Origin of the sequence: Thermofilum sp. (genome assembly GCA_038741495.1) — an archaeon.
GTDB lineage: Archaea > Thermoproteota > Thermoprotei > Thermofilales > Thermofilaceae > Thermofilum.
Genome location: JAVYKX010000002.1, coordinates 342,786 through 363,703, shown reverse-complemented (window position 1 = coordinate 363,703; position 20,918 = coordinate 342,786). Strand labels below are relative to the sequence as shown.

24 protein-coding genes and 1 tRNA gene are annotated in these 20,918 nt (G+C 57.6%); 8 read left to right on the top strand and 17 right to left on the bottom strand.

Annotated features, from left to right (window positions below; all coding sequences use genetic code 11):
• Positions 1-24 precede the first annotated feature (24 nt).
• On the top strand, positions 25-300 hold the full coding sequence (locus QXU72_06680) for a V-type ATP synthase subunit F (protein ID MEM0494923.1): 276 nt from the start codon (positions 25-27) through the stop codon (positions 298-300).
• On the opposite strand, the gene QXU72_06675 is transcribed toward QXU72_06680, so the two are convergent.
• Genes QXU72_06675 through QXU72_06655 form a run of 5 tightly spaced genes read right to left on the bottom strand, consistent with a single transcriptional unit; the run spans position 297 to position 3,843 of the window.
• Positions 297-920, bottom strand: a complete 624-nt coding sequence (locus QXU72_06675) for a V-type ATP synthase subunit E family protein (GenBank protein MEM0494922.1) — start codon at positions 918-920, stop codon at positions 297-299. The genes QXU72_06680 and QXU72_06675 overlap by 4 nt on opposite strands.
• Positions 920-1,270 carry a hypothetical protein gene (locus QXU72_06670; GenBank protein MEM0494921.1) on the bottom strand — a complete coding sequence of 117 codons (351 nt, stop codon included), beginning with the start codon at positions 1,268-1,270 and terminating at the stop codon, positions 920-922. The genes QXU72_06675 and QXU72_06670 overlap by 1 nt, the downstream gene beginning before the upstream one ends.
• A complete protein-coding gene (locus tag QXU72_06665) occupies positions 1,249-1,605 on the bottom strand; it encodes a V-type ATP synthase subunit F (GenBank protein MEM0494920.1) in 357 nt (118 codons plus the stop codon). The genes QXU72_06670 and QXU72_06665 overlap by 22 nt, the downstream gene beginning before the upstream one ends.
• A 21-nt stretch (positions 1,606-1,626) precedes the next feature.
• Complete coding sequence (locus QXU72_06660; protein ID MEM0494919.1) at positions 1,627-2,955, bottom strand: hypothetical protein; 1,329 nt, start codon at positions 2,953-2,955, stop codon at positions 1,627-1,629.
• Positions 2,956-2,982: 27 nt separating this feature from the next.
• Positions 2,983-3,843, bottom strand: coding sequence for a class I SAM-dependent methyltransferase family protein (locus tag QXU72_06655; GenBank protein MEM0494918.1), 861 nt, complete (start codon positions 3,841-3,843; stop codon positions 2,983-2,985).
• Positions 3,844-3,939: 96 nt separating this feature from the next.
• Between QXU72_06655 and QXU72_06650 the strand changes: the two genes are divergently transcribed.
• Both QXU72_06650 and QXU72_06645 read left to right on the top strand, forming a co-directional pair.
• Positions 3,940-5,445, top strand: a complete 1,506-nt coding sequence (locus tag QXU72_06650; protein MEM0494917.1) for an amidohydrolase — start codon at positions 3,940-3,942, stop codon at positions 5,443-5,445.
• Between the two features lie 28 nt (positions 5,446-5,473).
• Positions 5,474-5,566 (top strand) — tRNA-Ala (locus QXU72_06645).
• Between the two features lie 17 nt (positions 5,567-5,583).
• Here the strand turns inward: QXU72_06645 and QXU72_06640 are convergent.
• The gene (locus QXU72_06640; protein MEM0494916.1) at positions 5,584-6,447 is read right to left on the bottom strand and encodes a hypothetical protein; all 864 of its coding nucleotides are present in this window, start codon (positions 6,445-6,447) and stop codon (positions 5,584-5,586) included.
• 2 nt (positions 6,448-6,449) lie between these two features.
• On the bottom strand, positions 6,450-6,854 hold the full coding sequence (locus QXU72_06635; GenBank protein ID MEM0494915.1) for a hypothetical protein: 405 nt from the start codon (positions 6,852-6,854) through the stop codon (positions 6,450-6,452).
• Between the two features lie 34 nt (positions 6,855-6,888).
• Between QXU72_06635 and iorA the strand changes: the two genes are divergently transcribed.
• Both iorA and QXU72_06625 read left to right on the top strand, forming a co-directional pair.
• The gene (iorA, locus tag QXU72_06630; GenBank protein ID MEM0494914.1) at positions 6,889-8,751 is read left to right on the top strand and encodes an indolepyruvate ferredoxin oxidoreductase subunit alpha; all 1,863 of its coding nucleotides are present in this window, start codon (positions 6,889-6,891) and stop codon (positions 8,749-8,751) included.
• A gap of 5 nt (positions 8,752-8,756) precedes the next feature.
• Complete coding sequence (locus QXU72_06625; protein ID MEM0494913.1) at positions 8,757-9,353, top strand: indolepyruvate oxidoreductase subunit beta; 597 nt, start codon at positions 8,757-8,759, stop codon at positions 9,351-9,353.
• Here QXU72_06625 and QXU72_06620 read toward each other — a convergent pair.
• From QXU72_06620 to QXU72_06610, 3 genes are read right to left on the bottom strand one after another with little or no spacing between them, the layout of a single operon-like run.
• Positions 9,309-10,439, bottom strand: coding sequence for an NAD(P)/FAD-dependent oxidoreductase (locus QXU72_06620; GenBank protein MEM0494912.1), 1,131 nt, complete (start codon positions 10,437-10,439; stop codon positions 9,309-9,311). The genes QXU72_06625 and QXU72_06620 overlap by 45 nt on opposite strands.
• 2 nt (positions 10,440-10,441) lie before the next feature.
• On the bottom strand, positions 10,442-11,056 hold the full coding sequence (locus tag QXU72_06615) for a hypothetical protein (protein MEM0494911.1): 615 nt from the start codon (positions 11,054-11,056) through the stop codon (positions 10,442-10,444).
• Between the two features lie 2 nt (positions 11,057-11,058).
• Positions 11,059-12,930 (bottom strand): hypothetical protein, encoded by a 1,872-nt coding sequence (locus tag QXU72_06610; GenBank protein MEM0494910.1) that lies wholly within the window; start codon positions 12,928-12,930, stop codon positions 11,059-11,061.
• A gap of 79 nt (positions 12,931-13,009) precedes the next feature.
• Here QXU72_06610 and lysS point away from each other — a divergent pair, with 79 nt between their 5' ends.
• Together lysS and QXU72_06600 are read left to right on the top strand one after the other, a co-directional pair.
• Entirely contained in the window at positions 13,010-14,635 is a 1,626-nt protein-coding gene (gene lysS, locus QXU72_06605) for a lysine--tRNA ligase (protein ID MEM0494909.1), read from the top strand.
• A complete protein-coding gene (locus QXU72_06600) occupies positions 14,636-14,974 on the top strand; it encodes a hypothetical protein (protein MEM0494908.1) in 339 nt (112 codons plus the stop codon).
• 5 nt (positions 14,975-14,979) lie between these two features.
• Here the strand turns inward: QXU72_06600 and QXU72_06595 are convergent, their stop codons facing one another.
• From QXU72_06595 to QXU72_06585, 3 genes are all read right to left on the bottom strand, one after another.
• A complete protein-coding gene (locus QXU72_06595) occupies positions 14,980-16,455 on the bottom strand; it encodes a hypothetical protein (protein MEM0494907.1) in 1,476 nt (491 codons plus the stop codon).
• 59 nt (positions 16,456-16,514) lie between these two features.
• The gene (locus QXU72_06590) at positions 16,515-17,165 is read right to left on the bottom strand and encodes a hypothetical protein (GenBank protein ID MEM0494906.1); all 651 of its coding nucleotides are present in this window, start codon (positions 17,163-17,165) and stop codon (positions 16,515-16,517) included.
• An 82-nt stretch (positions 17,166-17,247) separates the two neighbouring features.
• Complete coding sequence (locus QXU72_06585) at positions 17,248-17,658, bottom strand: hypothetical protein (GenBank protein MEM0494905.1); 411 nt, start codon at positions 17,656-17,658, stop codon at positions 17,248-17,250.
• A 52-nt stretch (positions 17,659-17,710) separates the two neighbouring features.
• Between QXU72_06585 and QXU72_06580 the strand changes: the two genes are divergently transcribed.
• Entirely contained in the window at positions 17,711-18,007 is a 297-nt protein-coding gene (locus tag QXU72_06580; GenBank protein MEM0494904.1) for a hypothetical protein, read from the top strand.
• Here the strand turns inward: QXU72_06580 and QXU72_06575 are convergent.
• Genes QXU72_06575 through QXU72_06560 form a run of 4 tightly spaced genes read right to left on the bottom strand, consistent with a single transcriptional unit; the run spans position 17,986 to position 20,884 of the window.
• Complete coding sequence (locus QXU72_06575; protein MEM0494903.1) at positions 17,986-18,600, bottom strand: hypothetical protein; 615 nt, start codon at positions 18,598-18,600, stop codon at positions 17,986-17,988. The genes QXU72_06580 and QXU72_06575 overlap by 22 nt on opposite strands.
• 49 nt (positions 18,601-18,649) lie before the next feature.
• On the bottom strand, positions 18,650-19,312 hold the full coding sequence (gene udg, locus QXU72_06570) for a type-4 uracil-DNA glycosylase (GenBank protein MEM0494902.1): 663 nt from the start codon (positions 19,310-19,312) through the stop codon (positions 18,650-18,652).
• On the bottom strand, positions 19,287-19,691 hold the full coding sequence (locus tag QXU72_06565; GenBank protein MEM0494901.1) for a DUF126 domain-containing protein: 405 nt from the start codon (positions 19,689-19,691) through the stop codon (positions 19,287-19,289). Before QXU72_06565 ends, udg begins: the two co-directional genes overlap by 26 nt.
• Positions 19,688-20,884: an aconitase X catalytic domain-containing protein gene (locus QXU72_06560; GenBank protein ID MEM0494900.1), complete on the bottom strand. Its 1,197-nt coding sequence runs from the start codon at positions 20,882-20,884 to the stop codon at positions 19,688-19,690. Before QXU72_06560 ends, QXU72_06565 begins: the two co-directional genes overlap by 4 nt.
• Positions 20,885-20,918: the final 34 nt, after the last annotated feature.

Here is a 20,918-nt window from a genome sequence, read left to right as displayed (position 1 = left end):
GCTGCTCATTTCCGAGCGAAGTTAATGAAGCTGCGTATCGCCGCCATCGTGAGGGAAGACCTCGCCGGCGCTGTTTCGAAGGGTGGTTTTAGCGAAGTATTCGTAGTCAAGGAAAAGTCCGAGGCGCTGGCTATCCTAGAGAGGATCACGCGAGAGAAGAGCTTCGACCTCGTGCTTCTCGATGACACGCTGGCCGCGGAGCTCGGAAGAGGTACGCTGGCCAGACTGAAGCACGAGAACCCCTTCCCGGCGATCATCGAAATGAAAACCTCGAGATTAAAGCGGGTGAAGCTGTCTTAGCGCCTCGCCGAAAGGACTCGCTCGAAGACCTCTGGCATCAACCTCTCGAATACTTCAGACACTTTGGCGCTTAGTGTCGCGTTGAAGTATACACGCTCGTCAGGAGTTCTCGCAAGGAAACCTCCATCGCAGTTGATCTCCTCACCTATAGAGATGCGCGAGCTGGAATTGCCGGGCTCCGCGAAGCTCTTAGCTACTTCCTCTATGATGGCACGCTCACCTTTGCATGGATGCACTACTAAGCCGCCTCCAAGCTTTCTCGCAGCAGCATCCAAAGCTCTCTCTAAGTACGCTCGGTACCTCGCAGGGTCACGCCTCAACTCTTCAAGAGTTTCAGCAACGAGTTTTTTAAGCTCCTCTGCGATGAGGTTGTACCGCTCTGTGTAGATCCTCCGCTTGAGCTCGAGCCTTTTCGGCGCGAACTCCGCCTCTACAGTGCGTCGGGCCTCCTCAAGTAGCCTCTGCCTCCTCTCCTCTCTAAGCTTGCGAGCTCTCTCTTGAGCTTCCTCGACAATGCGCTTCGCCTCCTCTTCCGCTCTCCGGATAACGGCTTCAGCCTCCTCCTGTGCGGCGGCCCTTATCTCCTGTATAACTGCGTCCAAAAGACTCGGTGCGCTCATTAAGCCCACCTCGTGAGCTCCTCGAGCACCCGCTTCTTAATCTCTCCCCGCATTTCCTCGAGCCTTAGCTTTAGCTCGGCAAGCTTTCTTTCATGATCCTTCAAGAGGGCACTGAGCTGTTCCTCGATTCTTCTCCGCTCCTTGCCGATAATCTCCTCTGCGCCTACATCTACGGCTTCTGCTTGAGCTAAAATCTCCTTAGCTTTTCTCCTAGCTTCTTCAAGCACTTCATCAGCCTTCTTCTTTGCCTGAGCCACGAGCTCGTCCGCCTTCTTCTGCTCCTCGAGTATTACTCTGACATCGATCTCCTCGGTCCAGTAAGCCTTTCTTACTCCTCCTTCTTCGCCCATCTCAACCTCACCCCGACAGCGTAAGAGAGCAGCTGGTAAAGCTCTTCAAGCCTACGTGTAGATGGCTGCTTCATGGATGGAACGACAACGAGCAGAGGGGGCTCTCTGAGGAAAGTGAAAAGCCTGCGGAGCTTTCCACTAACCTGAGAGTAAACCGGTTCCTCGATTATGACAACCCTGCTCTCCACGACCTTGGAGATCACTTCCTCCTCCACACTTTCCGACAGTTTCTCAGGCACCATGACTACTTCGAAGCCCAGCAACCTCATTGAGTCGATGGTAGGTGTAGACCCGATGGCCACTACGCTCAAGGGAACCCCCTCTACCTCATCCATCACCTATTAAACTGTTTTCGGTTAGAGAGGTGCGCCGGCCTCCCTTAACTCCTCCCGCACCAGCTCCTCGAGACGCTTGAGGGAAGCCTCGTCTCCTGCCTCTATCGTTACGCGAACTACGGGCTCAGTGTTCGAAGGCCTTACCAGGAACCAGCCCTCTTCTAGGTCGACGCGCACGCCGTCGATCGTCGTCGTATCCCGGTACTTGGAGGAGAGCCTTTCCTTCATTCGCTCAACGATAACGAACTTCATCTCGTCACCCACATGTAGCTTTAACCTTCTCGCCAGGGGTGTCGGAGGCACATGACTTGAAACCGGCCCGCCAAGCGCGGATACCGCCTCGAGAAAGTATAGGAGAGATGCTACGCCATCGTCGAGGTTAGCTCCCTCGTATGTAACGTAATGGCCGCTGCTCTCAACCCCCAGCCCCCCGTAGCCTTCAATCGACTTGTAGATTATATAGATGCGGCCTACAGGAACTCTTTCGACCGTGCCGCCCGTCTCTTTCACGAACCTGTCCAAGAGCCACGAGCATTCGACGTTAGCGATTACTTTCCTCACCTTGTGCCCCTTGATCATAACTACAGCAGCCTGCTCGGGGGTGAGCGGTCTACCCTTCTCATCGTAGAAGATCACGCGGTCTCCATCACCGTCGAAAGCCACCCCCACATCGGCCTGAAACCTCCTGACGAGGTCTCCCAGGTAGCTCGTGGCCTCCGCCGTGGGCTCGGACCCCCTTGCGGAAAACAGCGGATCGACATCGCAGTTAACGGTAATAACCTCATAACCCAACTCCCTAAGCAGGTTCGGGACGACCAGCGATGTCGCACCGTTCCCGCAGTCTAAAACGACCCTAAGGTTGCCAGCAGCTCGGGGGAGGCTCCTCAAGTACTCCGAGTAGCTGTTGAGAAGGCTCTCCTCAATAACGACTTTCGCCTCTCTTTTCGCGCGCCACGAAACACCTCTCTCAACTCTTTCGCGAAGCCTATCGAGGTCCTCGAGGGAAATAGGCCTCCCCCCAGGCTCGTACAGCTTGAGCCCGTTCCACTCGGGAGGCAGGTGGGAGGCAGTCACGTAGCCTACAGCGTACCTCCGGTGCTTCGCCGCGTAGATCGCTAAACCTATCGGCCCTAAGCCGGCGTCCACGACCTTGGCCCCCCCTCCCAGAAGCCCCGCTATCAGGGAGAGCCGGAGAGCCGGTGAGCTTATCCTAGTGTCGGAGCAGGTGCAGAACTCGCTGAACTGCTCCGAGAGGGCGGCTCCGAGCAGGAGAAAGATCTCGGGGGTGAGATCCTGGCCGTAAATGCCCCGAACGTCGTAAGCTCTGAAGATGTGCTTCGGCAGGTTCATCGAAACTCTTCGTATCCTCCGGCTAATTTATCTTGCCGCTTCTCCACAGTTCACCAGAACGTCGATAGCAACCTTGTAGACTCTCGGAGCATACGGTGAAACCACCCTAGTCTCGAGCAGCTCCGATAGACAGCCGTGCTTTTCCGCTGCTCTCCGCACAAGCTCGTAGCCCTCCTCGAACGCCCTACCCTCAGCACCCCAGTAGTAGAAGTGAATGACCCCGCGTCCCGCCAGGCAGTCGATAGCCTCGTCGAGGAACATGTAAGCCCCCTTAGGGAGGGGCATGACGACCCGATCGCAGCAGCGGCGAAAAGCGGGAGCCTTCTCCCTCACATCTCCCAGCACAGGGGTAATTTTACCCTCGAGCTTGTTCAGGTGAACGTTCTCGACGAGGTAGCGGTACGCCTCGGGGTTTATCTCAATGGCGATTATCTGGGCGACGAGCGGCTGGGCTTTAGCGATGGCGACTGCGTAGGGGCCTACGCCGGCGAACATCACCATCACTGTCTCGCCTGGCCTAACCTTGGAAGCCACCCTCTGCCTCTCAGTGGCCTCCCTTGGGGAAAAGTAAACTTTCGAGATATCGAGCTTCAGCAAGTAACCGTGCTCTTTGTGGAGAACCTCCGTTACAGGCTCTCCTGCGAGCAGCTCCAGCTCCCTGACCCTGTAGTCCCCCTTCCGCTCGCTAGCTTTTCGGTAAACTGCCCTGACACTCTTGTGCATTCGCATGAGCTCCTCTGCGATGAGCTCACCGTAGGGGACCAGCCTGTCGTCGAGCTCGAGTATTGCGACCGCCCTCCCCCTAGAGCCCACGATATCAAAGCTCGCAGGCACTAGGTCTAAGAGGTCCGGTGGGACTTTACCTCTCAGCACTTCTTTAAGCCGCAACAGCCATCACCAGGCTTCCGGTAAGCCCGGTCTCCCTGGGATAAATTTCTCCGCTTGGACTGAAAAGCGTATTAGGCAGCGTGGTAGGGAGAGGTGGTGCCTCGCCTGCTCAGGCTGGTAAACTTCACCTACCCGCTCGACGACGATGTAGAAGCAGTGGTTTTGTCCGCTGGCGAGGGGGTCATCTTCGCCGGCTCTGAGAGCTCTTCCCTCAGGTTCCAGGCACCCCTAACCCTCGACCTGGAGGGGAGGCTTGTAGTGCCGGGCTTAAGAGACGCGCACACCCACCTTTTCTCCACAGCGCTCAGCTACTCTGGAGTAGACCTGAAGAGCGCCAGATCCATCGAGGAAGTGAAGGAGATTGTCCGGCGCAAGGCCGCGGAGCTCGGGCCGGGAGAATGGGTGGTCGGCAGGGGGTGGGATCAAGAGAAGCTTGAAGAGAAGAGAGTACCGAGCCGTGAAGACCTAGACGAGGCGGCGCCGAGAAACCCGGTGATTCTCGTGAGGGTTTGCGGTCACGCCGCGGTCATAAACACTAAAGCTGCAGAAGCTCTAGGCTTAGCCGGGAAAGCGCCGGAGGGGCTCGAGCGTTTCGTCGTGAAAGAGGACGGCAGGCTCACAGGGCTCCTTCTGGAGGACGCTGTCGCGTGGGCTCTCGGGAAAGTCCCGAAGCCAAGCCTCCGCGTAGTCAAACCACTCATCTGCAGGGTGCTGGGCGAGTACCTCTCCTACGGCGTGGTATCGCTGCACTCTATGTCCGCAGGCCCGGATGAGCTTTCGATCATAAGCACTCTCGAGCGCGAAGGCCTCCTCAACGTCAAGTACGAGGCCTATGTCGCTCACGAGCAAGTGGGCGAAATACCTCCGGGCGCAGCACACCTGGTTAGAGGGGTAAAGGCGTTCGCCGACGGGAGCTTCGGAGCACGCACCGCTGCGCTCCGCGAACCGTACTCCGACGCGGAGAGCGCCGGAACCCTCTTGATGAAGGCCGAGCAAATCGCCGAGCTCGCTAGGCGAGCTGCTGCGAGAGGGCTGGATACGGCTGTTCACGCTATCGGGGATCTAGCCGTTGAGCAGGTGCTGGAGGGCGCGCGGCTCGCTAAGACTGAACTGAGGATAGAGCACGCTTCGCTTACCCCGCCCGACCTCCTTGAGAGAATCTCAGAGCTCAAGCTGAGGGTGTCCGTCCAGCCTCACTTCATTCTCAGCGACACGTGGATAGTGGATAGGCTCGGCTACAGAGCGAGGTGGGTTTACGCGTACAGGTCTCTCCTGAGCACAGGCGCCACGCTTATGGGCTCCTCGGACTCGCCCGTCGAGCCGCTGAACCCTTGGCTGGGGATTTACGCTGCTGTGAATAGAGGTGGGCCCGAAGGCCTCCCGATACACTCTTACACTGCTTCCGAGAGGATCTCATTCAAGGAGGCTTTAAGCATCTACGCGCTAGAGAAGACACCGCGCGAGTACCTGGTTGTGCTGAACACGACAAGCGAACCTTGCTCGAGAGAAGAGTACGCGAGAGTTAGAGCCGTGAAAGTCTTCGCTAAAGGGGTGCAGTTAGAAGAAATCGGGACGTTGACGGAGCTCTGCCGCGAAAAGTAGAAAAACCAGCGCGGGAGGTGGCTGCCGGGGGCCGGTCGTCTAGTGGGAGGATGCCGCCCTTGCAAGGTTCCACTCCCGAGAGCGGCGGTGGTCCCGGGTTCGAATCCCGGCCGGTCCACCAGGTTCTTTGCCCGCTTCTCACCCTTGGCCGAGAGCGTAGATTCCTTTGCCCGATAGCTCTACCTGCCCAGACCTGACGCGCAGGTAGCCGTACGCCAGAAGCTTGCGCACGAGAGGCTTTCCGGCCCCCATCGCCGAGGCTATCTCGTAAAGGGCTCTCGCGGTGATTAGGTGCCCCGAAGCCTCCACTTCCTCCAGCAGAGCTAGAGCCTCTCGCCATGACTCCCCGAAGGCAAGTGGCACCAGCTTTGGCGCTGCTCTCGGCTGCGGCAGAGCCTGAGTTGTGATTGGCACGCCTCTAACCTCCCCGGCGCTCGCCTCAGCGTCGATGCTGGACATCGCGGCATAGCGGAGAGCCCGAGGGGCAGGGATCGCCGCGGCAGCCCGGTACCCCTCGAAGCCGTCGAAGACGAGCTTAGTCCACCTCGATGGCACGTAGGAAGGGTTCACGAGGGTAAGCTTCTCCACACCTGAGAAGCCGGCCGCCTGTATGAAGCTCGATATGAAGGCCGGGGTTACCGCCTCGGCGTAAGCGCAGGCCTGCTTTCTGCCTAGAGCCGCAAGCATCGATGTCGCGGGCGCGAAGGGCAGCAGGCAGGCGCACTCCTCGCTGCAGGGCTGAGCATCCGCGTAAAGAGCTACGTGGAGAACCCCCTCCCACATGTCTGGCTCGACTGCAGCCGCCTTCGCTACTGTGTGAGGCCCCGGGGCTTCCCGGAGGAGGAGCGCGAGCCGTCCCCTGTTCCTTATAACGCCGTCCTCCTCGAGGGCCTGCGCCAGAAGCCACTCAGGCGAGAGAGTTGAGGGAGGGCAGCCGCAGTCAGGGGCGACTCTGAAGAAGCCTTCGGGGCAGCTGCCGCCGTAGAGGAACTCTACGTGCATGGTTACACCGGGTGGAACTCGGTACCGGAGGGCTTCTGCGGAGCTGCGGGTATCAGGGGTAGGACGGGCGGGACCCCTATCTCCCTGAGGAGGAGCATGGCTTCGAAGATCAGGTTGCTCGTCACCATCTGCACCAGCTCGGGGTCTCCCGGCTGTGCTTTAAGCTTCTCCGCCACTTTCTCGATCTCCTCTCTGGAGCCCTGGATGAGGACTTTTCCCCTCATGATCACGGAGAAGAATGGGGGAGAGGAGGAGACGTTGGCTGCGAAACCTACAGAGATTGCTGTTTCGCTAATGCGCTCCGTGAGGAGGGGGAAGGTGACCTGGACGTTTACGTTTAAGGGTCCTTGAAAACCCTCCGCAATTTTTTCAACCTGTAGGAAAGTGTAGCTTATGCTCAGCTGCACATAAATGTTAATTCCTCCCCGCTCTTAAATTATTGTGGCAAGAGCGGCTATAAGCGGGGATAGCGGCACCCGCAAGCTTCTCCTGGGGAATGAGGCTATCGCACGAGGCGCTGTGGAGGCCGGGATATCCGCTGCTGCCGCGTACCCCGGCACGCCGTCCACCGAGATTCTCGAGGCCCTGGCGGAGGTGGCTGAGGAGTACGGGGTGTACGTGGAGTGGAGCACTAACGAGAAAGTTGCCCTGGAGGTCGGCATAGGAGTGAGCATGATGGGGCTCAGAGCGCTCGTCGCGATGAAGCACGTGGGACTCAACGTGGCTTCAGACCCTCTTATGAGCCTCGGCTACACGGGGGTTGTGGGCGGGCTAGTGGTGGTTTCCGCGGATGATCCTAACGCGCACAGCAGCCAGAACGAGCAAGATAACCGCTACTACGGGCTGCACTCGTACATCCCGGTTTTCGAGCCTTCGGGGGTTCAGGAAGCGAAGGACATGACGAGGGAGCTCTTCCAGCTGTCGGAGGAGCACCGTACGGCTGTGATTCTGAGGACGACTACTAGGCTGTCGCACAGCAGGGGCGAGGTCATGTTCGGTGCGGTGGAGAGAGTGCACCGCGAGCCCGTATTCCACCGCGACCCGGAGAGGTGGGCGCTGCTACCGCCGTACAGCCTAAGAAAGCACCGAGAGGTTCTCGAGAGAATCAGGACGCTTGAGGAGAAGCTCGGCGAGTGGCCGTTTAACCGGTTCGTCGAGGGAGACGGAGACACGCTCATCGTTTCCGCAGGCTTCGCGCACGCATACGTGAGGGAAGCTTTAGATTGGTTGAAGGTTAACCCTCCGCTTCTCAAGCTCGCGAGCACTTACCCGCTCCCCAGAGCGCTAGCGAAGCGCGCTCTCGAGTTCAGGAAGATCGTCGTCGTGGAGGAGTTGGAGCCCTTCGTGGAGGATCAGCTGAGGGCCTTTGCTCAGAGGGAGGGAAGCTCTGCCGAGATTCACGGCAAGGACCTCTTCCCGCGGGTCGGCGAGCTGAACACAGCCCTCGTAGCCTCCGGGCTCTCGAAAGCTCTCGGCGTCAGCTTCGACCCGCCTCGAGGAAACGCGGCCGGAGTAGAACTGCCTCCAAGGCCTCCGACGCTGTGCCCCGGGTGCGGGCACAGGTCGACCTATTACGCCGTGAAGCTCGCGGCGGCTAGAGCGAGGGTGAAGCCAGTCTGGGCTAACGATATTGGCTGCTACACGCTCGGCTTTTTCCCGCCCTTCCGGATGGCTGACTTTACGTGGAGCATGGGCTCCGCGCTAGGGATCGGCATGGGGATCGCCCGCTTCAGCAAGGATCCCGTGGTAGCTTTCATCGGGGACTCTACATTCTACCACGCAGGGATACCTGGCCTCATCAACGCTGTCTACAACCAGTACCCTATAGTTGTGGTCGTGATGGATAACGGAGTCACCGCAATGACGGGGCACCAGCCGCACCCTGGAAGCGGTTACGGCCCGACGGGTGAGAAAAGGCCTGCGATCCCCGTTGAGAACTTGGCGAGAGCATGCGGTGTCGAGTTCGTCGAGGTGGTTCCCGCCTACGAGGTGGCGAGACTCAGGGACGCGGTGGAGAGAGCCATAAAGTACGCTAGAGAGAAGAACGCGCCCGCGGTAGTCGTGGCTAGGCAGTTCTGCGCTCTGGAAGAGCTGAGGATGAAGAGGATGCGTGGAGAGGCTGTTGTACCGTATGTTATCGACCAGGCGAAGTGCGTGAAGTGCGGTATATGCGTCGACCAGTTCTCTTGCCCCGCTATTGTGCGCGAGAACGGCTCCATCAAGATCCTCACGGAGCTCTGCGCTGGGTGCGGCGTCTGCGCCTCGATATGCCCCGCTAAGGCGATAGGTCCTCTGAGCGGGTGAGCGCGGTGATCAGGAGCGTAGTTATCTCGGGTGTAGGCGGGCAGGGACTTCTCACGATGGGGGAGCTGCTCGGCGAGGCGCTGATTGAGCGCGGATTCAAGGTGTCTGTGGGGGAGATACACGGCTTATCCCAAAGAGGGGGCAGCGTCGTAGTGTTCGTGAAGTACGGCGATGTGCAGCCGTCGCCAATAGTTGTCGAGGGAGAGGCGAACGCTCTAGTGGGTCTCGAGCTGATAGAGACTGCCCGCAGAGTGCAACTGCTCGCCCCCACGGGCATAGTGCTGGCGAACAACTACCTGCTCCCGCCCCCAGCTTCACAGAAGATCCCAGGAAGAGAGGAGCTCATCGAGGCGATTCGCCGTGCTGCGAGGAACGTTATCCTCATTAATGCTGTAGAGCTGGCGAGGAAGGCCGGCTCATCGGTAGCGGTGAACATGGTGATGCTGGGAGCTCTCGCGGCGAGCGGCGCTGTAGACCTCGGCCTAGCCGACCTGAAGGGCGTAGTGGAGAAGAAGTTCACCGGGAGGACAGGTGAAGTTAACGCGCGAGCCTTAATCCTAGGGTTCGAGGAGGCCCAGAAACAGCTTCGCGAGAAGGCTTAGGGCAAGCGTGGGAGCTCTGGCAGCGGTTAAACCAGCTATTTTTAGAGCTACACTAGCCTGCCTGTCCATGGAGCCCTCTCTGGAGATAAGCTCCTCGGCCCCCTCTCGCTTTAGCCTTGCGACTAAGGTGGAGAGTTCGCGGTCGCTTAGCGAGTTAAGTAGCCGCCTGACAAGCAGCTGAGCTTTCATCTCGGCGCCCAGCTCTCTTACCACAGCACGCTCGTAGATGGCCAGGTTCCCGCTTCGCACTGCCTCGGCCAGCTTCTGCGCTGCTAGAGAGAGGTAGACTAAGCCACCCCCCGTTGTCGGCTTCGTTTGGCCAGCTGCGTCACCTATAAGGATCGTTGAGCCGCGGAGCAAATGCTTCAGCATTCCTCCCGTGTAGACTGCTCCCCCGTAGACCGCCAGCCGCCTCACCGGCTCAGGGCAGCCTGTCAACCGGTGAAAACTCTTCAGGAGAAGCTCGAGCCTACTCATCACATCTCCTTTCGAAGCGAGGCCCACTCTGTATACTTTCTCGGAGAGGGGGACCGCCCAGGCGAATAAACCTCTTGAGAACCTCTCGCCGAGGAATATAAAGACGTGCTCACCGCCGCAGTCTCCTGGCAGTGCTAAATCGTATTGCAGCGCTGGGAGAACGTATCGCCCTGCACCGTGACTTTCTCTGAGCAGCGAGGTAACTCCAGTTGCGTTCACCACAAGCCCTTGCCCACCTAGCTTCTCGAGCTCAGCTCTGCGTCCCAGCAGAATTTCAGCACGGGAAGCTGCTTCCTCCAGAAGAACCTCCTCCAGCGCGGGCCTCTTCAGAACCGCTGCTACGGGCTGGCTCCGCTCGACGAGAAGCCGCGTCCCGTCCGGTGCTACGATCCAGGCACCTCTCAGCCTGTTGGCTACAACCCTGCGCTCGCTGACTTTTATGATGTCGCGGAGGCCCTCGAGGCTCACGAGGCTCGTGCAGTGCTGCGGTAAACCCACCCTGCTATGCTCCTCCAGGAGCACTACCGAGATGCCGCGCCTACCCAGGAAGCGAGCTGCCTGGAGACCTGCGGGCCCACCTCCAACTATCGTCACTCGGGCTTCCGGCACGCCTAAACCCAGCTGTAAGACTCCCTTACCAAGCTTTTCATTTCCTTCGATAGCTGCTTCACCAGAGACATGATGCTCTGCTTCACGTTCTCGTCGACGCCGCGGACATGCCACAGGATGCTGTCTCCCTCCGCTTCGAGCTTAGACACAAGGAGCCCGAGGAGCTCTAGGGGGCTGCGCCCGTTGTACGTCTTCTTCAGCGCTTCGAGCTCCCCCAATATTTCGACGCCCCTGCGCACCGCCATCCCCCTGAGGATAATCCAAGAGCTCTGCACCTGCCCCTGTAGCTTCTTCGCCTCTGCGGTGCCACGCTCTGTGAGGCGGATCACCGAAGCGTACCTCCCTCTAACGAACTCCGTTCTCCTCTCTACCAACCCTTCGGCTTCGAGCGCTTCCAGAGTTCTATCGATCTCCGATAAGCGGGGAAGAATGATGGAGGGGGAGAGGGGCGTATCGACGTAAGGGTAAAGGAAAAAGCAGAGGTGTATTACCTCCTCTCCAACGACGGGGCTGCGGCCATCTGAAAGGAGAAAAAGGAGCACTAGCTCGCGGGGCCCAATTTCGTGAAAAGGATCGAGGTTAAGCCGCTTGAGCACCTCAGCTTTCCACTCGTCCATTCTCACACCTCTACGATCTTCTTCCTCTTCTCTACGACCCGCTTTATAACACTTCTCAAGAGGGCAGCAGAAAAGAGGAGCAGCAAAGCTAGCCCTAAGAGCTGCACATGCTCCAGAGTCACCACGAAGCCGCCTAGAACGGTCACAACCGCTGTGCGAACGGTCTTGACGCTATCTCCCGCAAGCACTAATCTCTCCACGTGGACGTAGCGCCTGTACTCTACTAGCAGCGTGTACTCTCCACTAGGCAGGTAGCCGAAGTCAATCACTCCAGCCTGGCTCACAGAAGAGTTTACTGTAAAGCCCACTCCCTTGAGCACCACAGCGGCATCTTCCAGCGGCCGGTCGAGCGCGTCCAGGATCTTTACTCTAAGCCTATACACGGGCAGGGTTAGGGAGAAGCTGCTCGCCCCCCAGGATACGCTCAAGTTGACCGCCGCGAGGGGTACACCACTCTTCGAAATCTCCAGGGTGTAGTTTCCTGGAGGTACACCCGCTATTCTCGCCTTCTCAGCTGCTTGCGCATGCTCTGCGAACCCGGCACCGCGGAGAAGAACCGTGTAGTTCGTGAGAAGCTCACCCACACCCTGCCTGAATACCTGCACCTCCAGAGTAGTCGTATTGGTGGCAAGGGCGATGAATGTATCGCCCGCGATCTGGAGGTTATGCTTAGCGATGAGCGCCCCCCAGCGGTATACGAGCGCAATGTACTCTCCTGGCGGCAGCCCGCAGATGTTCGAAGACCCGTTCACCACCTGCGCTGTGCCCACAACCTTACCCTGCCGCGTTAGAACCAGGGAGCCGCTCGGAATCAAGTTTCCCATCTGGTCGCGGAATTCCACATCTAGAGAGTAGAGAGGTGCGGCAAGCCGGAGGCTCGGTGGCGGTGTCGTCACCACCACATCTGCCGCCGCCAGCCCGCTCTTATAGAACCTCAACACGATCGTTGTGTTATCGCGGAGGCCCACTCTGTAGCCGGCAGCTCCAGCTTCTCCAGGGGAGATCAGCCTGTAAGTCACGCGAGAGCCGCACAGATCCTCGGGTAGCTTAACGTCGAGCGTAACGTTGTACTCAGCCACCGACACATCCTCGATGCCTGCGAGCAAGGCTAGATGGGGGGGCTTGCCAGGCAGGAGGCTGGAGTTAAGGGCCTTAAGGGACGGATGGTTAGCGAAAGTGAGGGTTAGCGCTCCACTCAGCAGGGCTGCGGTAGCGTAGGTTTTAGGCGCGAAGTAGAGGTAGCTGTATGAGCACTTGAGAAAGCCGCCTCCCAGGGAGAGAGTGGTGCGCGGCACCAGGAGCACTGCCGCGAATATCTTCTCGCCCATTAAGCTAACCTCGGATAGGTTCAGGAGAAACCCCGACTCCACGATCGCCGGTAAGCTCTTGAGATCCGAGACCAAGACTGTCAAGCTGAAGCCCGCTGGCGTCAGCCCCGGCATCCCGGGTACGGTAAGGTTCTCGCCGGGCCGTGCCTCACCCTTGTACACGGCGACAACGTGAGCTGACGGTTGAGCCTGAGGGGCATCACCAAACGTGACGAGCACATCGTGGAATCTTCCGTCGAGCTGCAGGATAAGGGAATTCCAAAGGAAGCCTGAGCCCACCTTGAACGGTGGTGTACCCCCATCGACTAGAACTCTCACCGGCGCTATCCCCGAGGAGGGATCGGTCCTCACGATAAGCACTTCTGCCGATGTCTGCAGGCGGATCGTGGGGGAAGTTAGCTGCAGGTACCTACTGCTCCAGGTGCCCTCCTTGAGCTCCAACACTTCTACGTAGTCGACTCTGAGAGTGGGGGCTACCTCCGCTGTCACGGGGGTGAGTAGCAGCGCGATCGCAAGTGCTGCAGCGGCAGCGAGTAAGAGTCGCACAAGCAGCTAATCGGCGGTGGCGTTAATATGTAGTTTTGAGGGCGAAAGGCTATTACGTTCGCGGTTTGCTGCGCATGCGATGCACTGGGTTGAGGAAGTTGCGAAGAGCGTGCTAGCAAGAGTTTCTGAAAAAGGCAGCGCCGTGTGTAATGGCGGCCTCTCGGTGTCCGGCCTCCAGCATGTGGGTAGGCTTAGAGGAGAGATCACCATCGTGGACACTGTGGCGAGGCTCCTCGAGAGTTGGGGAGTTGAGGCAGAGCATTTCCTCACACTCTACACGGTTGACGCGTGGAAGGGGAAGGAGGCGCAGCTCAAGCAGTTCCCCAAGCGCGAGGAAGCGGAGCAGTACGTTGGGTGGCCTCTTTTCAGGGTGCCCGACCCTCACGGGTGTCACGAGAGCTGGGTGGACCACTACTGGGAGGATTTTGGGAGCTATCTCGGGGAGTTTGCGAGGGAGGTGAGGGTAGTCACGACTAGAGATCTCTACACCGAGAGCTATAGGATGAGGCAGTTTGTTCTCCGCGCGGTTACCGAGCTCAGGCGCCCCGTAGTTGAAGTTTTGAACAAGTTCAGGGGTGAGAAGAAGCTGCGTCCCGAAACAATACCTTTCCAGCCCATTTGCGAGAAGTGCGGTAGGGTCGATACTACGGAGACTCTGGAAGTTGACGTGAAGAGCTTCAGAGCCAGGTACGTGTGCAGGAGCTGCGGGCATGAGGGTTGGCAGAGCCTCGCAGAAGGTAAGTTGAACTGGAGAGTGGAGTGGGTCGGTGTCTGGTACGCGCTTGGTGTGGATTTCGAGCCCTACGGCAAAGATCACGCAACACCAGGCGGGTCTCGCGACAGCTGCAACGAGCTAGCTTCGAGCGTTTTCGGCTTTAACCCGCCTACAGGCTTAGCTTACGAGTGGGTAGGCTACAGAGTCGGGGGCAAAGATGTGGGCGACATGGGGTCAAGCGATTTCATAGGTTTCTCGCCTCGCGAGTGGATGGAGGTTGCGGAACCGGAGGTTTTGAGGTTCCTTTACTTACTATCGCCGCCCATGAGGCGTGTAGTGCTCAGCTTAGAGGAGGTGCCGAGCTACTACGATCTTTTCGATAAAGCAGAGCGAGTATACTTCGGAGTAGAAGAAGGCGAAGAGGAGCTTAAGGCAAGCTACCGCTACGCTTTCACGAAAGATCCTCCGGATGCACTTCCGTTCAGGGTCAGGTACATCAACGCAATGATTCTCTCGCAGGTGTTGCCCAGCAGGGGAGAGAACCTAAGCGATGTTATCTCTCGGTTGAAGGAGACAAAGCAGCTTACGAGGGAGCTGAGTCAGCATGAGCTGGAGTCTCTCAGGAGGCGCATCGCTCTAGCCAAGAAGTGGCTAGAGCTTTACGCACCGGCGCACTACAGGATAGCTCTCGTCGCCGAGCCACCCTACGAGAAGATATCAGCGGTTACCGACGAAACAGTGATCGGGCTTGTCAGAAGGCTAATTTCAAATCTTGAAGAGCTCGGCGAATGGAATGAAGGAAGCATTAAGGAAGCGATGATGAAGCTAAAGAGGGAGAGAGAAGCCGAGCAGAGGTTCTTCCAGCTTCTCTACCTTTCTTTCTTCGGGAAGCCCTCCGGGCCGCGCATCGCGCCCTACCTAGCTATGCTTAATAAGGACTACGTTCTTGAGAGGCTAAGAAAAGTGCTAAAGCACTTAGAGGGGAGTTAAGTGGGAAGAACCGATTACTTGGGGGAGGCGGCGAGGCCGAGCAATGCCCTCAAACTGCTAGCGATCATGCCGTGGATCTTTCTTGCGGCAACCTACTTCATCACTGAAGGTTTTAACGTCAGACCGACCACACCCCCCTACCTCTACCTCTTCGCAAGCCCAGCCCTCGCGGTCTTAGCGATAGTAGTAGCGGTGATGGGGTACCTGCTCGCGAAAGATGAAGAGCCTGAATGGGGTTCGAGAATCGCGTTTAAAGCAATACAGGCTGCAGAGCTGGCTTCTATCCTCTCAGCGGTCTTAGTACTCGTAATTATCGCGGTGACCTACTACTTGCGCTAGCCTGGCTAGTGAGACCCTCTTATCAGTGCAAGCTCGCTCTCTTTTCTCTTCAGCTCCTCCCTTAAGGCAGCGTTCTCGCGCTCAAGCTCGCGGACTCTCGACTCGAGCTCGCTCAGCTTCTTTAGTTTCTCCTCAAGAGCCTTCTCCCTCGATTCGAGCTCGGACTGCCGCGCCTCTAACCTCTCCCTGAGCTCGATTAGAGTGCTCTCTTTCGAAGCTAGCATGCGCTGATACCCCACCAGCTCTCTCTCCCTCTCCAGCAACCTACGCTCCCACTCTACAAGCCTCTCCTGCTCCTTGAGCAGTCTCCCCCTGAGAGGCTCAAGCTCCTCTTTTAATAAGCGCTCCTTTGCCGCGATCTCCTCTTGAAGCTTTTTCAGCTGAGCCTCCTTCTCGGATACCTCTTTCTGTAGAACCTCGTATCTAGACAGCAGAGCGGAAACACGCCTCTCCTTCTCCGACAACTCTCTCTCCAAGCTGGAGAGAGCCGCCATCTTCTCAGCGTAGGCCTTCTCGCGCATCATCAAGTCGGCTTCCCAGTCCTTAAGCTTCTTCTCCTTCTCAGCAAGCTCCAGTCTCAGCTTCCGCTGCTCCTCGGCCTCCGTGCTTATCTTCGAGGACAGAAGCTTCAGCTCCGACTCTCTCCTCTCGATCTCCACCTGCCTGGAGATGAGCTCTGACTCCTTCTGCCTAAGAAACTCGATGTATTTAATGAGATCGCCCACCTCGGGGATTCGCGCTACGGCAGCGCTCAGCTTCTCGTACATCTCGCGTAAAGCAGCCTCCCTCTTGTTCAGCTCCTCCTCTTTAGAGAGCAGTTGGCTTCTCAGAGCCTCAACGTTCCTCTTGGCCTCCTCCACCTCCCTTATCTGCTGAGAGAGGCTTTCCGCCTTCGCCGAGAGTCTCGAGTACTCTTCCACCAGCTTGGTGTACTTCTCCGCCTCGTCTCTCAGGCGCTTAGCTTCTTCTTCCGCTGCGGCGAGCACCGAGCCTAAGCTTTCTAGAAGCTTCGCGATGTTCTCCAGAGAGTCGCGCAGGATCGAGTAAGCCTCACTAATACCGCTAAGCTCGCTGATCGTCTTCTGCAGAGCATCCACATTGAGGCCCTCCAGCCTCCTGTGAAGCTTCTCAAGAACGCTTCCCTCCTCCCTAACTGCAGATTGAAGATCGCTTAAAGCAGCGCCCTGCTGCTGCAGAATCTCAACGACGCCCGAGAGGCTCTCCAGCCTCTTATCCAAGCCGTCCAGCACAGCGCCCTGCCGCTGCAGAATCTCAACAACGTCAGCCAGGGAGCCGCGTATCTCTTCTACCGATGCCTGAAGCTGAGAGAGAGGAACGCGAAGAGCGCTCCTGAGGGGTTCCTGCAGCAGATCAGGTAAACTCGCTAGCCTTTTCTCAAGAGATGTCAATGAGACCTGCAGCGATTCGAGAACCCGAGTAACATCTTCTTTCTCTTCACGTCTTCCCCTTAGGAACGACATGTTCTCCGAGTTTTTCAGCAGCTTGGGCTAATAATTGCTAACGCTGGTGAAAAGCATTTTCACTCTCTCCCACCGGCTTCAGGCTTTAACCGCCGGTACTCCTCGCGAAGAGCTGATATCTGAAGAGAGATATCCTGGATCGCTAACCTAAGCTCTTTTATGGACGCCAGCATTGTTTCCTCGAGCCTCATTACTCGCTGAGCGAGCTCCGTCGTGAGCGCTTCCAACTCAGTGGTTTTAGCTTTCAGCCCCCCAATGTCCCCCCTCACACCCGTTAAAACATCAGAGACGACTAGCTGAACTTCCTTCATCTGTGACCTTAGCAGAGCAACATCCTCCTCGAAAGTCTTCGCGAGCTCAGCGCTTTTCTCAAGCTCACCAGAAAGCTTCTCCAGAAACAGGTCAAGAGATAGTTTCATATCTTTAGGTAAGCTTCCTACCTCGCCGCGGAACTTCTCGAAGAAGGTTCTCTCCTCTTCCATGTGTTTCTTTGTCTCCTCCTGAAAGCTGGAGAGGTGCTCTTTCAGAGCTTTCTCAAGGTTTGATATGCTGTCTTGGAGCGTCCCAACACGAGAGCTTAGAAAGTCCAGCGTAACTTTTAGCGCGTAAATCCCGTTGTTAAGCCTTTTCAGCGCAGCAAGAAGAAGCGCTATATCACCCTCGCCTATTTCTATAACCTCTACCTCGTCCTCTCCAACCCCCCTCTCCATCGCTAGCCCGAAAACCTCCTACAACGCTGCTGAATATTACGGTATTGTTGTCTAAGTCTCGAAGCGAGATTCGCGAGAAGAGTCAACCCGCGCCTCGACTCTCCTTCCTCGTCGCGGAAGAATCTCTCCTGTACTCTGCAACCAGCTTCTCGATAGCCTCCTGGTCACCTTTAGAGAAGTCTCTCTTCTCAATAGCTTTAACACCCTTATCTGCTACCGCGTAGAAGGGCTTATACAGCGTCGTGTAGGCACTACCGACGATGTAAAACTTCTTCAAAAACCCTTTCGAGACTAAACTCTCCAACCTTTCCTCAAGATCCTGGGAGTAAGGTGGAGAACCGAGAAACTTGAAGCCGAGATTGACGCCATGCTTCGTTTGAAGCTCGTACACTAGCTGATGTATCCTCCTCTTCGAAACAGCCCGCCCGTACGCGTAAAGCAGGTACAGTAATTTTTTATCCACCGCGTCTAAGCGTGAGGACAAGGTAAGCACCTTGCACCTCTATGTCTAATGTTTAAAAAAGTTGCCTTAAGGAGTCTTCGGAATGGGGGACTTGCACATCTGCGAGATCTGCCTCGAGAAGTCTGAGGTGCTCATCAGGTGCAGGTTGTGCGGGAGGGAGGTTTGCCCGGGAGATTTTGACGAAGCGAGAGGGGTGTGCGCGGCTTGCTCTGAAACTCTATGCCAGATCTGCGGCGAGAGGCTCTCGGTAGGATACTGCGAGGAGTGCGGGCGCCTTACCTGCAGAGAATGCTCAATCGAGCATGGGCCAGCTCTACTCTGCCTAGAGTGCGCCGCTAAGAAAGGCAGCTCTCCAGATCACCTAAACGTTAGGCGGTAGAATCCCCTCCCTTTCCCGACGACGCGAAGCTGGGAGTAATCGTCGAAGTAGAGCTTGAAAGTAACGGTTGAAGGATCCACTCCGGCTTTCCGGAGCTCGCCCCTCATCCTGGCAAGCAGCTGATCAGCCGAGCGTCTAAAGAGGTCGTCCTTCCCCCGGATCTCGCTGCTACGGCTAGCGTAGATCCACCTAAGCTTCGTGAGCACGTAGAGCTTGAGCATGTAGGCAATATTGAGAAGCACTAAAGCTGCTATCATGAGGAGTACCGCCAGGGAACCCTCCAGGTGGAGTATGGAAAGCATCAGCAGCGAGCTTATTGAAAAGGCGAGAGAGATCCAGAGAAGCGTGTTAGACACTTTATCGAATCTCCTGATTTTCGCGAAGAAAGGCTCCCGTTGAGGTATCTTCGCGATCTCGGTGAGCACGGACCTCAGCTCGGACCACGGGTCGCCGGATAAGCTTAGCTCGCTCATCGCCCTGAGCGCGTCCGCTGTGTTGAACAGCTTTAATGCTCTCACGGCGTCTAGCTGCTCGACAAGCCTCTTCATAAGCTTGGCCCTCTTAAGGGCACGCTCCCTCGGTGATGACGCCACACCGGGAATTAGAATATGTGATGAAAAAGCATTACGCAGGCAGTGCAAGTCAAAGCCTGAGGAAGTCGTCCAGCGTCCCGCCGCGGCTTCTACCTTTCTCGGCCTCGATCAGGTTCCTCAGCTCCCTGAAGTCTTCCTCAAGGAGGACTCTTAAGCGCGGGTTATACAGCGCAGCTGCCGGGTGTAGCGTGGGAAGCAACACCACTTCACCCCACTCAGCTTTCACCCTAGAAATCCTTCCGCGAGCGCTCATTATGGAATCGACCCGGATACCGAAGATTGCGTGGACAGCTCTCGTGCTGTGCCTACCTAGCGTGACAAGTAGCGAGGGCTTGATGGATCGCAGCTGCTCGAGAAGGTATGGAAGGCAGGACGAAATCTCCTCATCTGTGGGGTCCCGGTTCTGGGGTGGCCTGCACTTCACTACATTGGTAATGAAGACCGCGCTTCTGTTGAGCCCCGCCGACTCTATCAGCTGGGTGAGGAGAGAGCCCGCGGCTCCGACAAAGGGCCTACCCTGAAGATCCTCGTTGAACCCTGGAGCCTCGCCCACGAATACTACTCTAGCGCAGGGGTTTCCTTCACCCGGTACGGCGTTCTTCCTGTGCTTGTGAAGCCCGCAGCGGGTGCAGACGCTGATTCTTCCCGCTACTTCGTAGAGGCTTCTCCTGCTCTCCTCACAAAGCTCATTCGACGAATAGCTCTGCGGCACTGCTCGTCACCCTGAGGAGTGCCCGCCTTCCCTCGCCCACCTTCAGGAGCTCGCTCACCGGGATGCCCACGGCGAGGGGGATTTGAGAAATAATGCAGCCTACAATGAGGATTTCGTCACCTCGCTCCGAAACGATCCCCGCGGGAGCTAAGCCTCTCCCAGCCAGCCTGAGAAGGGTGTACGACCCCACGGTGCTCCCCCTCGTGTGTGGGAGAGCGAGAATTTTTCCCGCGATGCTCTGGCCACGGAGCTTGTGCCCGCTCTCTGTGACTGTGCCCGTCCCCGGGTCTACGCCCCCGTAGAAGGCTATAGGCTCGCTAGACACTAGAAGCTCTCCTTCGGCAACCCCCTCTACGACAGGCTTTCCCGTGAACCTCATGCGGAGTCACCCAAAGCGTACTTGAGCGCCTCCCCTCTCGAGAGTAACTTCACCAAGTAACCCTGCGAGGCTAGATAAAATGCTGCTTTCCCGGAGTCGGTGACGAACTCGCGCCCCGCGTACTTCGACAGCTCCGAGACCACCATGCAAGTGTCTGTGAACAACTCTGCGCCAGCCTCCTCCGCCGCCCTCTTCTCAGCCTCACCCACCGCAGCACGGCTAGTGAACAGTATGAGCCTGCGCTTAGGTCTACCATGCCTCCTCAACCAGCTGATTATATCCTTCAGCTCGCTTGGTGACAGGTGGGGGCAGCCCAGCACGACAACCCCCTCTCCAGAACCGCTGTACCTTTCCAGCTCCTCCTGCAGAGTGCTCCACTCGACACCTACTCTTTCAATCCCCTCCACCGGGTTCCACTTGGCAAACCGCAGGTCTGGAGAAATGCTGTCAACGAGTACAAGGCCCGTGCCGCCTGTAGCGCCAGCCGCCGCAAGGAAAAGCTTCAGCTCGTCACTCCCGCTAAAGCGCAGGCCCTTGACCAGAGGAACCGTTGCACCTGCTATCCTACCAGCTGCGAGCCCAGCTGCGGAGAAAATACCCTTCTCCACCACCTTCTCTCCTACGCTTGAGAAGTCTATAAGTAGCATCGGCCTCCTGTTCTCCTCGAGGTGCAGCCCCGCCAGGGGTGCCCGGCCAGCTATCGCTTCGAAAAGCGCTAGCGGGCCCCCGTCCCTGTTGGTCCTAGCACCCACAACGCTGTTAGCGTAGAGCACGGCATTGCTCTCCGACCAGGCTAAGTGGTCGCCGTAAGAGATGTTCGCGTAGAGGTAGGGGGTGCACGAGAGAGTGATCGCTGCGCCCATCCGTCTAAAGGCATCAATGATTCTCAGCTGACCACTCAAGATCTTCTCGTCGACGTTCATTCTCTGCCAGCCCGCAAGGTCGAAGGCTCCCGGGTTCAGCGTAGTGGGCACTGAGAAGCGGGCACCCTCTCCGGCAAGCTTCTCGATGAACGCCAAGCCTTCTTCGCCTATGTTCTTGTAGGAGATCCCCGAGATGTGAGCGTTCTTTATCGGGACAAGCTTCTCCGCGCCGAGAACCTCTCCCACCCTCACGACCACTTTCATGGCTAGCGCTTTAGCCTCCCCCTCGAAGCCGTCGAGCGCGCGCTCCTCTTCGCGGGTCAAGTACACGGCATATACGTGGAGTCAAAGGTTAATAGGGGTT